The sequence below is a fragment of the Streptomyces sp. NPDC085900 genome (assembly GCF_044540925.1).
Lineage (GTDB): Bacteria > Actinomycetota > Actinomycetes > Streptomycetales > Streptomycetaceae > Streptomyces > Streptomyces gilvifuscus.
The window spans coordinates 1022910-1037476 of record NZ_JBITSP010000001.1; the positions used below are offsets into that span (position 1 = coordinate 1022910).

The window sequence follows — 14567 nt, forward strand, 5'->3', positions numbered from 1 at the left end:
GAAGTCTGAGTCGTCGCTTCGTCGACCGAGGGTCAGTCGTGCGAGTGCAGGGGCTTGCCGGCCAGGGCCAGGTGGGCCTCGCCCATCGCCTCGTTCTGCGTCGGGTGGGCGTGGATGAGCTGGGCGACCTCTGCGGGCAGCGCTTCCCAGTTGTAGATCAGCTGGGCCTCGCCGACCTGCTCGCCCATGCGGTCGCCGACCATGTGGACGCCGACCACGGCACCGTCCTTGACCTGGACGAGCTTGATCTCGCCCGCGGTGTTCAGGATCTTGCTCTTGCCGTTGCCCGCCAGGTTGTACTTCAGAGCGACGACCTTGTCCGCACCGTAGATCTCCTTGGCCTTGGCCTCGGTGATGCCCACGGAGGCGACCTCCGGGTGGCAGTAGGTCACGCGGGGGACACCGTCGTAGTCGATCGGGACGGTCTTCAGACCGGCCAGACGCTCCGCCACCAGGATGCCCTCGGCGAAGCCGACGTGCGCGAGCTGGAGCGTCGGGACGAGGTCACCGACGGCGGAGATCGTCGGGACGTTGGTGCGCATGTACTCGTCGACCAGGACGTAGCCGCGGTCCATCGCGACGCCCTGCTCCTCGTAGCCCAGGCCCTGCGAGACCGGGCCGCGGCCGACGGCGACGAGCAGGAGCTCGGCCTCGAACTCCTTGCCGTCGGCGAGGGTGACCTTGACGCCGTCCTGGGTGTACTCGGCCTTCTGGAAGAAGGTGCCGAGGTTGAACTTGATGCCGCGCTTGCGGAACGCGCGCTCAAGAAGCTTCGAAGAGTTCTCGTCCTCGACCGGGACGAGGTGCTTGAGGCCCTCGATGACCGTGACGTCCGTACCGAAGGACTTCCAGGCGGAGGCGAACTCGACGCCGATGACACCGCCGCCGAGGACGATCGCGGACTTCGGTACGCGGTCCAGGACGAGGGCGTGGTCGGAGGAGATGATCCGGTTGCCGTCGATCTCCAGGCCCGGCAGCGACTTCGGCACGGAGCCGGTCGCCAGCAGGACGTGGCGGCCCTGGACGCGCCGGCCGTTGACGTCGACGGAGGTCGGGGAGGACAGACGGCCCTCGCCCTCGATGTACGTCACCTTCCGGGAGGCGATGAGACCCTGCAGACCCTTGTACAGGCCGGCGACGACGCCGTCCTTGTACTTGTGGACGGCGGGGACGTCGATGCCCTCGAAGGTGGCCTTGACGCCGAACTGCTCGCTCTCGCGGGCCTGGTCGGCGATCTCGCCCGCGTGCAGCAGGGCCTTGGTGGGGATGCAACCCCGGTGCAGGCAGGTACCGCCGACCTTGTCCTTCTCGATCAGGGCGACGTCCAGGCCCAGCTGCGCCCCGCGCAGGGCCGCGGCGTAACCGCCACTACCACCGCCGAGGATCACTAGGTCGAAAACGGTGCTGGCGTCGTTCGCCACGTCACGTCCTCCATGCATGTGCGCCGTACGCCGGTCAACCCTGACCGGTCGGCGGCTGGTGTCCGGCCGCTCTTTCTTCGGCCCTGTGGTGGGGGCCCTGTCCTGCCGTGGCCCATCTTCGCACTTGTCGGAGGTGAACGAGACGCCGGGCCGGTGTGTGAGACGTCCCACGTTCGTTTGAGCGCCCGTGGAAAAGGGGGCTCCGCCCTACCCGCGCGCGGAGCCCCCTTCCCTCACAGCGACATCAGCCCAGGTCGCCGGAGGCCGTCAGCTCCGCCAGCCGGACCAGGGTGCGCACCGCCGTGCCCGTGCCGCCCTTCGGCGTGTACCCGAACGGGCCGCCCTCGTTGAAGGCCGGGCCCGCGATGTCCAGGTGCGCCCAGGTGATGCCCTCGCCCACGAACTCGCGCAGGAACAGACCGGCGACGAGGCCGCCGCCCATCCGCTCTCCCATGTTGGCGATGTCGGCGGTGGGGGAGTCCATGCCCTTGCGCAGGTGCTCCGGCAGCGGCATCGGCCACGCCGGCTCGCCGACCTCCTCGGCGGCCTCGTGCACCGCCGTACGGAAGGCGTCGTCGTTCGCCATGATCCCGAAGGTCCGGCTGCCCAGCGCCAGCACCATCGCGCCGGTGAGGGTCGCGACGTCCACGATGGCGTCCGGCTTCTCCTGCGAGGCCGCCCACAGCGCGTCGGCGAGGACCAGGCGGCCCTCCGCGTCGGTGTTGAGGACCTCCACCGTCTTGCCGCTGAACATGCGCAGCACGTCACCGGGGCGGGTGGCGGAACCCGACGGCATGTTCTCGGCCAGCGCCAGCCAGCCGGTGACGTTCACCTCGAGGCCCAGACGCGCGGCGGCGACCACGGCCGCGAAGACCGCCGCCGCACCGCTCATGTCGCACTTCATGGTCTCGTTGTGACCGGCCGGCTTCAGCGAGATGCCGCCCGAGTCGTAGGTGATGCCCTTGCCGACGAGCGCCAGGTGCTTCTTCGCCTTGGAGGAGGTGTACGACAGCTTCACCAGCCGCGGGCCGGCGGCGGAACCCGCGCCGACGCCGAGGATGCCGCCGTAGCCGCCCTTCTCCAGCGCCTTGACGTCGAGCACCTGCACCTTGATGCCGTGCTCCTTGGCCGCGGCCTGCGCGATCGCGGCGAACGACTCGGGGTTGAGGTCGTTCGGCGGGGTGTTGATCAGGTCACGGGCGCGGTTGAGCTCCTCGGAGACGGCGACGGCGCGGGCGAGCGCGGCCTTGTGCGCAGCGTCCCGCGGCTTGCCGCCGAGCAGGGTCGCCTCGGCGAGCGGCGCCTTGCCGTTCTTGTCCTTGGCGGCCTTGCCGTTCTCCTTGTAGGAGTCGAAGGAGTAGGCGCCCAGCAGCACGCCCTCGCCGATCGCGCCGAGGTCGGCGGCGTCCCCGACCGGCAGCGCGAAGGCGGCCTTCTTGGTGCCGGCCAGCGCACGGGCTGCGGCGCCGGCGGCCTTGCGCAGGGCCTCCCCGTCGTAGCCGGAGTCCTTCTCGGGCTCGGCGCCCAGGCCGACCGCCACGACCAGTGGGGCCTTGAAGCCGGACGGTGCGGGCAGCTTCGTCACCTCGCCCTCGGCGCCGGAGGCACCGAGGGTTTCCAGGACGCCGGCCAGCCTGCCGTCGTAGGCCTTGTCCACGGCCTCGGCGCCGGGGGCGACGACGAGGTCCCCGGACCTGGACACAGCGCCCTTGGCGACACCGACGACGATCGCGTCGGCCCGCAGGCCGGGCGCCGCGGCGGTGCTGAGAGTGAGAGCAGTCACGGTGGTGAAATCTCGCTTCCGATGTGAAGTTCCAGTGGCCGATACGTGTGGGTCGACCGGGCCCGACAGCCGACCCTAGATGCGGCGGCAGGGTGCGGTTTCCGCGGGGCCTTCCCCGGTGCGTCGAACACTGCGGACGAGACTACGCGCGTGGCGCGCGTTCGCTCATGCCCGGGCGCATTCACCTGTGGGTCGCACCGAGGTCATTTTCCGGTCCCGGCACCCGCTCGCCCCCGTCATCGGCGTGGTGTTCATCCTTGGGGGACGCCGTCCCCCACCCTGGAGCCAGTCCGTTGAGACGACCGACCCTCCTGCTCGCCCTGCTCCTGCTGCTGGCGGGCTGCACCACCGACTCCGACTCCCAGGCGTCCGCCCCGCGTTGGCGGCCGCACCCCGGGGTGGCCTGGCAGTGGCAGCTCAGCGGCCGGATCGACATGTCCGTGGACGCCCCGGTCTACGACATCGACGGCTTCGACCAGTCAAGGGCCACGGTCGCCGCCCTGCACCGCAAGGGCCGCAAGGTCATCTGCTACCTGTCCACGGGCGCCTGGGAGGACTGGCGGCCCGACGCGAGGAAGTTCCCCCGCTCGGTGATCGGCAAGGGCAACGGCTGGAAGGGCGAGCGCTGGCTCGACATCCGCCGCACCGACGTCCTGGAGCCGCTCATGGCGGCCCGCCTCGACATGTGCCGCGACAAGGGCTTCGACGCGGTGGAGCCGGACAACATGGACGGCTACCGCAACACCACCGGCTTCCCCCTCACCGCCGCCGACCAGCTCCGCTACAACCGGCTGCTCGCGAAGCTGGCCCACGACCGGGGCATGGCGGTCGGGTTGAAGAACGACCTGGACCAGATCCCGCGGCTGGTGAAGGACTTCGACTTCGCGGTCAACGAACAGTGCGCCCAGTACGGCGAGTGCGCGGCCCTCAAGCCCTTCGTCGAGGCGGACAAGGCCGTCTTCCACGTGGAGTACGAACTGCCGACCAGCCGGTTCTGCGCGCAGTCCCGCCGCCTGAAACTGAGCTCGATGCTCAAGAAGTACGAACTGGGGGCGTGGCGGCGGACTTGCTGATCCCGAACCCGGTCACCGTCGTGCCGGCGACGCGGTCGGCGATGGAGCGGCGCGTGGGGGCCAGCACGGGAAGGGCGTTGAGGAGGAAGACGACGACCGCGAGCGCCCACACCATCACCGACGCCACGAAGTACCCCTCCACCAGCAGCACGCAGGCCACGGCGTAGATCGCGATGTCCGCCGCCGTGGTGACGGCGGCGCGGACCGCGGCGCGGCGCGCGGCGACCGGGGCGATCCTCAGCCCGAGCAGTCCCTTGCCGACGGTCCGGCCGGCCAGGGCGAGGCAGCCCCACTGGTAGAGGAAGGTCGCCGCGATCAGCGCCCCGAAGGCCTCCTCCACGTCGAGGACCGCCTGGTTCCACAGCGAGAGACCGAGGTGCTCCGAGGCGCCGACGACATCGCCGTGCGAGGTCAGCAGGTCCAGGCCGCCGTGGGTGGCCAGGTCGGGCACGTCGGTGACGAGCGCGGTCATGCGGTGGAAGGTGAGTACCGCGAGCCCGGCCGCCAGTGCCAGCACCAGCGAGAAGTCGATGAACCAGGCCACGGCACGACGAAGCTTCGGCACGAACGCCCCCCGATCACGATCCCTTGTCCGTGTACGGCGGAAGAGATTACTGCCCCAGCGACAGCACCAGCAGCGACATCGTCGCCGCGGTCTCGGCCAGCCCTCCGAACACATCCCCGGTCACCCCGCCGAAACGGCGCGTGCAGTGGCGCAGGAGGAGTTCGGCGACGGCGAGCGCGGCGAGCACCGCGGCCGCCGCGCGCACCGCGTCGTACGTCCCGAGCAGCGCACCCGCGACCGCCGCCGCCACGGTCACGACGGCCGTCACGGCCACCGCGCCCCGCACCGGCACCACGCCCGCGACCGCCGCGCCCAGCCCCTCCGGGCGCGCGGCCGGCACCCCGGCCCGCGCCGCGAGGGTGAGCGCGAGCCGGGCCGCGGCCGCCGAGACGACGGCGGCGAGCGCGCCCCGCCCCCACGAGCCGCCGTAGGCCTGGGCCAGTGCGGCCACTTGGGCGAGCAGCACGAAGACGAGGGTGACGACCCCGAACGGCCCGATGTCCGACTGCTTCATGATGCGCAGCGCGTCCTCGGCGGGCTTCCCGCTGCCGAGGCCGTCCGCGGTGTCCGCGAGCCCGTCGAGGTGCAGCCCCCGGGTCAGTACGGCGGGTACGGCGGCGGAGGCGACGGCGGCGAGCAGCGCCCCCGCGCCGAGCGCCAGCAGCAGGAGGCCGGCCAGGGCCGCGCAGCCGCCGACGACCAGGCCGGCCACCGGGGCGCACAACATGCCGGCGCGGGCCGCCTCGCGGTCCCAGCGGGTCACCTTCACCGGGAGCACGGTGAGGGTGCCGAAGGCGAAGCGGAGGCCGTCGAGGGGTGGGGTCTTGGGCACCGGCGCAGGTTACCCGGCGGTCGGGAGGGCGACCGAGGCAGCTGCGAATAAAGTGCACATATGGGACATTGGCTGCAACGCAACATCATCGAGCCGGGCAAACTCCCCCTGCTTCTCGCGCTCACCGCGTTCGTGCTGACGTTCCTCGTCACCCGCGTCATCACCCGCCTCATCCGGGCGGGCAAGGGCCCCTTCGGCAACGTCAAGGCGGGCGGGGTGCACATCCACCACGTCGTCCCCGGGGTCGTGCTGACCATCGTCGGCGGCTTCGGCGCGGTCGCCAGCGACCGGCACGGGTTCGGCACGGCCGTCTGCGCGGTGCTCTTCGGCGTCGGCGCCGGGCTGGTCCTCGACGAGTTCGCGCTGATCCTGCACCTCGACGACGTCTACTGGACCGAGGAGGGCCGCAAGAGCGTCGAGATCGTGGCCCTCACGGCGGCCCTGGTCGGCCTCGTCCTCGCCGGCTTCTCGCCCTTCGGGGTCAACGACATGAGTCAGCAGGAACTGCACGACCGCGGCGGCGTCATCTCCACGGTCGCCGTCAACTTCCTGTTCGCGCTGGCCGTTCTCAGCAAGGGCAAGGCCCGCATGGCGATCTTCAGCGTGATCGTGCCGCTCGTCGGCCTGATCGGCCTCGTCCGCCTGGCCCGCCCCGGCTCCCCCTGGGCCCGCCGCTTCTACCGGCGCCGCCCCAAGGCCCGGGCCAGAGCCACCCTGCGCGCCTACCGCCACGACCGCCGCTGGGCGGGCCCCCGCCGCCGATTCCAGGACCTGGTCGGCGGAAAGCCGGACCCCCAGGCGCTGCCGCCGCACTGATGCCGCGGCGCGTCAGCGCCTGGCCCGAGCGGTCACCGAGACCGGCTGCGCCGACCGGTGCGGGCCGGAGGCGGGGGAGTGGCCACCCGGCCGCCCCGGGACCACCCGGGGCCGTGGGCGACGGCGCCGGGGCTGTCGTAGGCGCGAGAGGACGATCAGCACGACCACCGCCGCGATCGCCGCGAGGTGCTCCTTGCCCGCGAGGTTGCCCTTGAGCATCACCTCAACCGCCATCGCCGCTGCCACCGCACCGGCCGTGCGGCGGGCGCCGTAGCGCCAGCCGAGGAACACGGCGAGGCCCACCACGGCCGCCGAGGGGCCGGTGTCCACGACGCGGGCGTCCGAGGCGGGCAGCCCGAGCAGACTGTCGAAGCCCAGCCCGATGCCCACGCGCGCGTACAGCGTCCCGGTGAGGGTCGCGGTGTAGGCGATGACGAGGGTGAGCAGGCGGCCGAGGCAGATCTCCGCGATGCCGAACACGAAGAGGATCTGGATCAGGGCGCCCCACACGGGCAGGTCCAGCGCCGGCACGAACAGCGACAGCGGAGTGCGCAGCAGTGCCGGCCAGAGCGGATCCTCGGCCCGCACGGCCCCGAGGTGCTGCACCGGCCCATAGCCCCAGGACTGGTTCTGCACGACCTGTACGACCGCCGTCAGCGCCACCGCCCCGAGGGTCATCGGGATCGCCCGCAGGCGCCGCCTCACCAGCGCGTCGCGCACCGTGACGTACAGGAGCCCCCATTCGGCACGGGCCCAGCGGGCGAGCCTGTTCATCCGGATGGTCCTCATCTGTGCGGTTACCGGTGCTTATCTATGTGTTTCCAAATGTTTGCGATGCATCCACTTCGGCAGCCCCGGCGCCTCCAGGAAGCCCTCGGCCCGTGCCGACGCGATGCCGATGCGGGGCAGGTCCGCGCTCTTCTCGAAGAGCAGGAAGCGCGGCTCCCAGATCGGCCGGTACTTGGCGTTGGCGCGGTACAGCGACTCGATCTGCCACCAGCGCGAGAAGAAGCTGAGCAGCGACCGCCACAGCCGCAGCACCGGCCCGGCGCCCAGGCGCGCACCGCGCTCGAAGACCGAGCGGAACATCGCGAAGTTAAGGGAGACCTGGGTGACCCCGATCTCCCCGGCGCGGCGCAGGAGTTCGAGCACCATGAACTCCATCAGCCCGTTGTCGGAGTCCCGGTCGCGCCGCATGAGGTCGAGGGAGAGCCCCTGCGGCCCCCACGGCACGAAGGAGAGCAGGGCCCGCAGCTCCCCGTCGCCGTCGGTGCACTCGAGCATCACGCACCGCCCGTCCTCGGGGTCCCCGAGCCGCCCCAGCGCCATGCTGAACCCGCGCTCGGTCGCGCCGTCACGCCAGTCGTCGGCCCGCTTCAGCAGGTACGTCATCTCGTCGGCCGGAATGTCCTCGTGCCGCCGGACGCGGACGCTGTAGCCGGCCCGCTTCACCCGGTTGTAGGCCTGCCGCACGGTCCGCATGGCCCGCCCCTCCAGGGTGAAGTCGGCGACCTCGACCAGGGCCTCGTCCCCGAGCTCCAGCGCGTCCAGCCCGTGCCGCGCGTACACGCACCCGGCCTCCTCGCTCGCGCCCATCACGGCCGGGATCCACCCGTGCGCGCGTGCCTCGGCGAGCCAGGGCTCGATGGCGCCGGGCCACGCCTCGGGATCGCCGATCGGATCCCCGGAGGCCAGCGAGACGCCGCCCACCACCCGGTAGGCCACGGCCGCCTTGCCGCTCGGCGACCAGACCACGCTCTTCTCGCGGCGCAGCGCGAAGTAGCCGAGCGAGTCCCGCTCACCGTGCCTGTCGAGCAGTTCCCGCAGCCGCTTCTCGTCGTCCTCGGTGAGCGGGTCGACGGCGCGCCGGGAGCGGAAGGCGGCGTAGAGCACGGCGAGGACGAGGACCGTGCTGAGCACGTTGATGGCGACGTTCACCCAGTTCGGGACGTCGACGCCGGGAAAGCGGGACTCGTCCACGGCGACGGAGATCAGCCGGAACGTGCCGTAGTGCCAGCGCTCCAGGAACGTCGAACGCGCCGCGTCCGGTGCCTGGTTGGTGACCGTCACCAGCAGCCCGGCGAGCAGCGAGGCGACCAGGGTGCCGCCCACGGCCACGGCGACGGCGAGCCTCGGGTTCGACCGGTCGCCCTTGGCGTAGAACTCCCTGCGCCCCACCAGCAGCGCGGCCACGAAGGCGGCGGTGAGGGCCAGGGAGATCCAGTTCTGGGCGTACTGGCGGATCTCCGCGAAGGTCAGGGCGAACGAGAACAGCGCCAGGAACGGTCCCGCCAGCGCCAGGTTGAGGATCCACGCGGCTCGCTTGCGGCGCCGCATGGTGATGGCGAGGAACGCCGTGAAGACACCGGAGGCGAAGCCGGCGGTCAGCAGGTACGGCGTGAAGAAGTTCTCCTGGTTGTGCCGCCGCACGTCCTGCCCCAGGGAGACCCACGCGGCACTGAGGAAGTTGATGAACGCGACGGCCCGCAGGTACCAGACGGCGAAAGCGGCTGCCCGTCGCGAGGCAATTCGGGCATCTCCCATGAGAGAGGATCATATGGGCGATGCCCGCCGCAATCGTCCAACCTTGGTCGGCAACGACACAACTTTCGGCTGCTTCCGCGCCCACTTACGGCGCGACGGCGTGGGTCCGCCGCCGTGGCGCCGACCACTTGTGTTCGGCCGCGACGGTGCTGGGTCGCGATGGCGCTCGGCTGCGACGGCGTTCGGCCGTGACGGTGCTGGGTTGCGATGGCGCTCGGCCGCGACGGCGTTCAGCCGCGACGGTGCTTGGCCGTGACGGCGCTTGGCCGCGATGGTGCTGGTTCGCGCCGGTGTGTTCCGGCGGTGCCGGACCGGCCGGGTCCCGCGGCGACGCCGTCGCTCCGGCGCCGTGGCGCCCGCCATCTCTGTTCCGCCGTGACGGCGCCCGGTCGCGACGGCGTGTTCCGGCGGTGCCGGACCGGCCGAATCGCCCGGCGCCGCCGTGGCTCCGGCGCCGTGGCGCCAGCCACCTGTGTTCCGCCGCGACGGCGCCCGGCCGCGACGGCGTGTTCCGGCGGTGCCGGACGGGCAGAAGCCCACCGGCAGAAGCCCACCGGCCCAAACCCGCCGACAGAACCCCCTACTCCGCCTTCTCCAGCTGCTCCGTGCCCTCCGGCGAGTCCCCGCCCTCGGGCTTCTCCGGCAGTTCCGCGGCCAGTGCCGCCGCTGCCTGGACCAGGGGCAGCGCGAGCAGCGCGCCCGCTCCCTCGCCCACCGTCACCCCGTGCGACAGCAGCGGCTCCAGGGCCATCCGGTCCAGCGCCTTCGCCTGTCCCGGCTCCCCGCTGTCGTGCGCGGCCAGCCACCAGTCCGGCGCCCGGAACGCGACGCGCTGCGCCACCAGCGCGCACGCGGCCACGACGACCCCGTCCAGGATCACCGGCAGCTTGCGCACCGCGCTCTGCAGCAGGAACCCGGTGATCGCGGCGAGGTCGGCCCCGCCCACCGTCGCCAGCAGTTGCAGCTGGTCCCCGAGCACCGGCCGGGCCCGCCGCAGCGCGTCCCGGATCGCGGCGCACTTGCGCATCCACGCCAGGTCGTCGATCGCCTCGCCGCCGCGCCCGGTCACCACCGAGGCGTCGGTCCCGCACAGCGCCGCGACCAGCACGCCCGCCACCGTCGTCCCGCCGACGCTCACATCGCCGAGCACCACCAGATCCGTACCGGAGTCGGCCTCTTCGTCGGCCACCGCCATCCCCGCCCGGAAGGCCGCCTCGGCCTCCTCCAGGGTCAGCGCGTCCTCGATGTCGATACGTCCGCTGCCGCGCCGCACCCGGTGCCTGACCACCTCGTCGGGAAGGGACTCGGGGTCGCAGTCCAGCGCCATGTCGACGATCCGCAGCGGCACGCCGAGCCGCCGGGCCAGCACCGACACCGGCCGGCCGCCCTCCAGGACGTCCCGCACCAGCCGCTCCGCACCGCCCGCGGGCCGCGCCGACACGCCCAGCTCGGCGACCCCGTGGTCACCGGCGAAGAGCACCACCCGCGGCCGTTCGATCGGCCGCACCGGCACCGCGGACTGCGCCGCGGACAGCCACTCACCCAGGTCGTCGAGGCGGCCCAGCGACCCGGGCGGCACGATCTGACGCTCCCGGCGCGCCTCGGCGTCGCGGCGCACCCCGCCGTCGGGGCGCTCGATCAGATCGGTGAAGTCGTCGAGATTAAGCGAGCTCATTCGCCGAACAGTACCGGCACCGGTCGAACAGGTCGGCGCCACATGGCCACCACGAGCCCCCGACGTCGTTGCCCCCCGGATCGGGATCCCCTACGTTCCCTGTTGTGTCCCTTTTATAGGGAATTGCCGCACGTCTTCGGGAGCCGCCGTGAACCGTCTCCGTACCCGCGTCAGCGACCTCGACCGACAACGACGCCACCGCTCGACGGCCCGCGCCGTCTTTCGCCTGCACCCCGAACCGGAGAGCTGGCTGGACGTCGGGACCGGCGAGGCGCACTTCCCCGACACCGCGCGGGAACTGTTCCCCTACACGGCCTTCGACGGCGTCGACCCCGACCCCCGCGTCCTGTGGGCCCGCGCGGTCGAGCGCCTGGAGGAGGCGTACGTCGGCGCCCTGACGGACCCTCACGTCGCGGTGCCCCTGCGTTCCCGCTACGACGTCGTCACCCTGCTCCGCGCCCCGGACTCCCACGAGGAACTCCACGCCGCCCTCACCCTCCTGCGCCCCGCGGGCCTGCTCCTCCTGGAGATCCCGCACCCGCAGAGCGAGGCCCTGCGCGCCGAACTGGAGTCGTACGGCTGCGAGATCGCCGCGACGACCCGCCTGGTCCTGGACCGCTTCGCCACCAACGCCCACCGCCTGATCGCCCGCCGCCCTTCCGGGAGACCCTGAACACCGCCCCTCCAAGAGGGGCCGTGCCCGATGTGCGGCCACCTCACCCCCGCAGCACCACAGCCTGCCCGGCCACCACCAGCACCACCTGCTCGCACTCACCCGCGAACGCCGCGTTGAGCCGCCCGAGCTCGTCCCGGTACCGCCGCCCCGACGCCGTGGCGGGCACGATCCCGGAGCCCACCTCGTTGGACACGGCGACCACCGTCCGCCGCGCCCCCCGCACTGCCTCCACCAACTCCCGCACCCGCTCCCGCAGATCACGCTCACCGGCGTCCGCCCACACCGCGTCGTCCCACGCCCCGACGGAGTCCATCGCGTCCGTCAGCCACAGCGACAGACAGTCGATCAGCAACGGCGCCCCGTCCTCGGCCAGCAGCGGCACCAGGTCGCACGTCTCCGCCGTACGCCACGAACCCGGGCGCCGCTCCCGGTGCGCGGAGACCCGGGACGCCCACTCGGAGTCCCCGTCGCGCGTCCCGCCGGTCGCCACGTACAGCACGTCGGGGAAGGTCTCCAGCCGCCGCTCGGCCTCCAGCGACTTGCCCGAGCGCGCCCCGCCCAGCACCAGCGTCCGCCGCGGCACGTCGGGCACGTCCTCGTACACCCCCACCGTCAGCGTCGCCCCGTCCGGCACCGCCCGCGCCCCCGCAGCCGCGAGCCGCCGCCCCAACTCGGCGCCGGGCGGCACGTCGTGGTCGAGGTGCACCGCGACGACGTCCGTCGTCGGCCCGACGGCCCCGACCGCGCGCAGCCTGGCCAGCGCGTCCGGCCGGCCCACCACATCGGCGAGCACCATGTCGTACGACTCCGTCGTCCCGTTCTCCAGCCCGGCCGGCGACCCGCCGGGCGGCAGGTACAGCAGCCGCTGCCCCTGCGGCCCGGTCACCGCGTACCCGGTCCCCGGAGCGTCCATCGCCACCGCCCGCACCCGATGGCCCGTCGGCAGCGTCGAATCCTGCCCGTCCGGCACCCGCCCCGGCTGCGGCAGCCCCGCCGGCACCTCCACGGGCGGCCCGTCGTGCGGATGCGACAGCAGCACCTGCCGTACCCCGCCGAGCGAATGCCCGGCACGCGCGGCGGCGAACGCGGCACCGGGCGTCAGGTCGAGCAGGAGCGTCCCGTCCACCAGCACGGCGGTGGCCGCCCGCGCGTCGTCGCCGAGGGCCACCGCACAGGCGGCACAGGGGCAGTTGGGGCGGGGGAGTCCCGCTGGGGCGCCGGTACCGAGCAAAGTCACTTCCACAGAAGTGATTTTCGCGTGTCTGCGCAGGTGCTGCCCGTCCGACTAGGCTTCTGGCTGGAGCCGGACCAAGATCCGGCTTCTGCTTTGCAGGTGATCGGAGACGGGAGGCGTACATGGTGGCATGGACGTGGCGGTTCGAGAAGGCCGACGGCGGGGAGGTCCAGCCCGCGGTGCAGCCCGAGGAGTTCACCACGCAGGGAGACGCCGAGTCCTGGATCGGGGAGCACTGGAAGGCGCTCCTGGAGGGCGGCGCGGACCAGGTCCGGCTGTTCGAGGACTCGACGGAGATCTACGGCCCGATGAGCCTGCACTCCGCGGAGGCCTAGGGCCCGGCAGGGGGCGGCCCGCTCCTCGCCGACGGCCGCCCCCTGTGCTCACTGCTCGCCCAGGGGCACGTCGGCCCATGCGGGAGGTCTCCATGCCCCGAGTGGCTCCACGGGGTGAACGTCCGGCCCGTGCCGCACACCCGAACGGGTTCAGTCACGCACTCCGCACAGGTGCAGCAGCGCCGCCACCCGGCGATAGGGGTCCGACCGTCCGGCCCGCTCCTCCACCGCCAGCAGCGTGTCCACGTCGGCCGGCGCTTCCGCGTCGTCCGCCACCGTGTCGGTGAAGACCCGCACCCCGTACCAGGTGTGCAGCGGGGCCCCGATGCCCGCGAGCGTCGCGGTCAGGGTCTCCAGCCGGTCGGCCCGCACATCCAGCCCCAGCCGGTTGCGGTACGCCACGGTGTCGAAGGCGGCCAGCGCCCCGCCCCAGTCGCCGTACAGCCCCGGCCGCATCGCCAGGGCGTCTCCGTTGCGCACGAGCAGCGACAGCAGTCCGCCGTGGGCCAGCATCCGCGCCACCCCCGCCAGCAGCGCGTCCGGTTCCTCCACGTACATGAGCACGCCGTGGCACAGCACCACGTCGAAGCTGCCCGGCAGGAAGTGCACCCCGGTGTCCCGGCCGTCGCCCTCGATGATCCGCACCCGCTCCCGGATGCCCTCGGGCTCCGCGGCCAGCGCCGCACGGGCGGCCGCGACCATCGTGGGGTCCTGCTCCAGACCCGTCACCTGGTGCCCGGCCCGGGCCAGCCGCAGCGCCTGGGTGCCCTGGCCCATCCCGACGTCGAGCACCCGCAGCCGCTGCCCGACCGGGAACCGCCCGGCTATCTGCTCGTCGAGCTGCCGGGCCACCAGCTCCTGCCGTACCACGTCACGCAGCCCGCCCAGTTTGCTGAGCCAGGCATCGGCCGCACCCCCGGTGAACGCCTCCGTGCTCAGGGCCGCTCTCCGCGCTTGACCTGCGGCTTGGGCAGCCGGAGCCGGCGCATCTGCAGGGAGCGCATGAGGCCGTAGGCCACGGCGCCCTTGCGGTTGTGGTCCGGGAACCGCTCGCCGAGGGCCTTGCGCAGCCGGATGCCGCTGACGAAGGAGTCGAGCACGATGAGCACGATCACGACCAGCCACAGCAGCAACGCGATGTTCTGCAGCGAGGCCACCCGCACCACGCTCAGCACGAGGATGACCACGGCCATGGGCAGGAAGAACTCCGCCACGTTGAACCGCGAGTCGATCCAGTCGCGCGCGAACTTGCGGACCGGACCCTTGTCACGGGCCGGCAGGTACCGCTCGTCGCCGCCGGCCAGCGCCTTGCGCTGCCGCTCCAGCGCGGCGCGACGGTCCTCGCGCTGGCGCTTGGCGGCGTCCTTGCGCGACGTCGACGTGTTGGCCACGCTGCGGCGCTGCGACTGGGCCTCGCTGCGCTTGGGCGTGGGGCGGCCCTTCGGGGCCTGCGGATCACGGGTCTGCTTGGAGTCGGTCACGCCCGCCTTGTCGGCGGGGGCCTTCTCTTCCTTGGCACGGCTACGGAACACAAAACCCAAGGGTACGGGGTGCCCGGGGTTGGACCCCAGCCCCGCGGGGAACGATCCGGCAACACCAGTCGTCATGTAAGG

General features: G+C 72.5%; 14 protein-coding genes. 4 read left to right on the forward strand and 10 right to left on the reverse strand.

All coding sequences use genetic code 11. From position 1 onward, the window contains the following. Positions 1-32: 32 nt before the first annotated feature. Both lpdA and ACIGDI_RS04585 read right to left on the reverse strand, forming a co-directional pair. On the reverse strand, positions 33-1421 hold the full coding sequence (lpdA, locus tag ACIGDI_RS04580) for a dihydrolipoyl dehydrogenase (RefSeq protein ID WP_399890364.1): 1389 nt from the start codon (positions 1419-1421) through the stop codon (positions 33-35). Positions 1422-1665: 244 nt separating this feature from the next. Next, positions 1666-3204 carry a leucyl aminopeptidase gene (locus ACIGDI_RS04585; protein ID WP_384822406.1) on the reverse strand — a complete coding sequence of 513 codons (1539 nt, stop codon included), beginning with the start codon at positions 3202-3204 and terminating at the stop codon, positions 1666-1668. 293 nt (positions 3205-3497) lie between these two features. On the opposite strand from ACIGDI_RS04585, the gene ACIGDI_RS04590 reads away from it, so the two are divergent. Then, positions 3498-4277 (forward strand): endo alpha-1,4 polygalactosaminidase, encoded by a 780-nt coding sequence (locus ACIGDI_RS04590; protein ID WP_399890367.1) that lies wholly within the window; start codon positions 3498-3500, stop codon positions 4275-4277. On the opposite strand, the gene ACIGDI_RS04595 is transcribed toward ACIGDI_RS04590, so the two are convergent. Both ACIGDI_RS04595 and ACIGDI_RS04600 read right to left on the reverse strand, forming a co-directional pair. Then, positions 4237-4842 (reverse strand): RDD family protein, encoded by a 606-nt coding sequence (locus ACIGDI_RS04595; protein ID WP_399890370.1) that lies wholly within the window; start codon positions 4840-4842, stop codon positions 4237-4239. The two genes, ACIGDI_RS04590 and ACIGDI_RS04595, sit on opposite strands and share 41 nt — an antisense overlap. A gap of 46 nt (positions 4843-4888) precedes the next feature. Continuing rightward, positions 4889-5674, reverse strand: a complete 786-nt coding sequence (locus ACIGDI_RS04600; protein WP_399890373.1) for an adenosylcobinamide-GDP ribazoletransferase — start codon at positions 5672-5674, stop codon at positions 4889-4891. A gap of 60 nt (positions 5675-5734) precedes the next feature. On the opposite strand from ACIGDI_RS04600, the gene ACIGDI_RS04605 reads away from it, so the two are divergent. Next, positions 5735-6490, forward strand: a complete 756-nt coding sequence (locus tag ACIGDI_RS04605) for a hypothetical protein (protein ID WP_200702283.1) — start codon at positions 5735-5737, stop codon at positions 6488-6490. A 12-nt stretch (positions 6491-6502) separates the two neighbouring features. On the opposite strand, the gene ACIGDI_RS04610 is transcribed toward ACIGDI_RS04605, so the two are convergent. The 3 genes from ACIGDI_RS04610 to cobT form a co-directional block, all read right to left on the reverse strand. Continuing rightward, positions 6503-7264: a hypothetical protein gene (locus tag ACIGDI_RS04610; RefSeq protein ID WP_399890377.1), complete on the reverse strand. Its 762-nt coding sequence runs from the start codon at positions 7262-7264 to the stop codon at positions 6503-6505. Between the two features lie 33 nt (positions 7265-7297). After that, on the reverse strand, positions 7298-9034 hold the full coding sequence (locus ACIGDI_RS04615; protein WP_399890379.1) for a phosphatidylglycerol lysyltransferase domain-containing protein: 1737 nt from the start codon (positions 9032-9034) through the stop codon (positions 7298-7300). 580 nt (positions 9035-9614) lie between these two features. Further along, a complete protein-coding gene (gene cobT, locus ACIGDI_RS04620; RefSeq protein ID WP_399890382.1) occupies positions 9615-10709 on the reverse strand; it encodes a nicotinate-nucleotide--dimethylbenzimidazole phosphoribosyltransferase in 1095 nt (364 codons plus the stop codon). 148 nt (positions 10710-10857) lie between these two features. On the opposite strand from cobT, the gene ACIGDI_RS04625 reads away from it, so the two are divergent. Further along, positions 10858-11382, forward strand: a complete 525-nt coding sequence (locus ACIGDI_RS04625; protein ID WP_399890385.1) for a methyltransferase domain-containing protein — start codon at positions 10858-10860, stop codon at positions 11380-11382. A 43-nt stretch (positions 11383-11425) separates the two neighbouring features. On the opposite strand, the gene ACIGDI_RS04630 is transcribed toward ACIGDI_RS04625, so the two are convergent. Continuing rightward, positions 11426-12628, reverse strand: coding sequence for a bifunctional adenosylcobinamide kinase/adenosylcobinamide-phosphate guanylyltransferase (locus tag ACIGDI_RS04630; protein ID WP_399890388.1), 1203 nt, complete (start codon positions 12626-12628; stop codon positions 11426-11428). 113 nt (positions 12629-12741) lie between these two features. Between ACIGDI_RS04630 and ACIGDI_RS04635 the strand changes: the two genes are divergently transcribed. Further along, positions 12742-12954: a hypothetical protein gene (locus ACIGDI_RS04635; protein WP_142151467.1), complete on the forward strand. Its 213-nt coding sequence runs from the start codon at positions 12742-12744 to the stop codon at positions 12952-12954. A gap of 150 nt (positions 12955-13104) precedes the next feature. On the opposite strand, the gene ACIGDI_RS04640 is transcribed toward ACIGDI_RS04635, so the two are convergent. Together ACIGDI_RS04640 and ACIGDI_RS04645 are read right to left on the reverse strand one after the other, a co-directional pair. Then, the gene (locus tag ACIGDI_RS04640) at positions 13105-13806 is read right to left on the reverse strand and encodes a class I SAM-dependent methyltransferase (protein ID WP_399890506.1); all 702 of its coding nucleotides are present in this window, start codon (positions 13804-13806) and stop codon (positions 13105-13107) included. An 83-nt stretch (positions 13807-13889) separates the two neighbouring features. Further along, a complete protein-coding gene (locus ACIGDI_RS04645; protein ID WP_399890392.1) occupies positions 13890-14561 on the reverse strand; it encodes a DUF3043 domain-containing protein in 672 nt (223 codons plus the stop codon). Positions 14562-14567 lie beyond the last annotated feature (6 nt).

Bases quoted from the DNA above. Each gene is read 5' to 3' on its own strand.
- ACIGDI_RS04605 (WP_200702283.1), top strand. From the start codon at position 5,735: ATGGGACATTGGCTGCAACGCAACATCATCGAGCCGGGCAAACTCCCC.
- ACIGDI_RS04610 (WP_399890377.1), bottom strand. From the start codon at position 7,264: ATGAACAGGCTCGCCCGCTGGGCCCGTGCCGAATGGGGGCTCCTGTAC.
- ACIGDI_RS04615 (WP_399890379.1), bottom strand. From the start codon at position 9,034: ATGGGAGATGCCCGAATTGCCTCGCGACGGGCAGCCGCTTTCGCCGTC.
- cobT (WP_399890382.1), bottom strand. From the start codon at position 10,709: ATGAGCTCGCTTAATCTCGACGACTTCACCGATCTGATCGAGCGCCCC.
- ACIGDI_RS04635 (WP_142151467.1), top strand. From the start codon at position 12,742: ATGGTGGCATGGACGTGGCGGTTCGAGAAGGCCGACGGCGGGGAGGTC.
- ACIGDI_RS04645 (WP_399890392.1), bottom strand. From the start codon at position 14,561: ATGACGACTGGTGTTGCCGGATCGTTCCCCGCGGGGCTGGGGTCCAAC.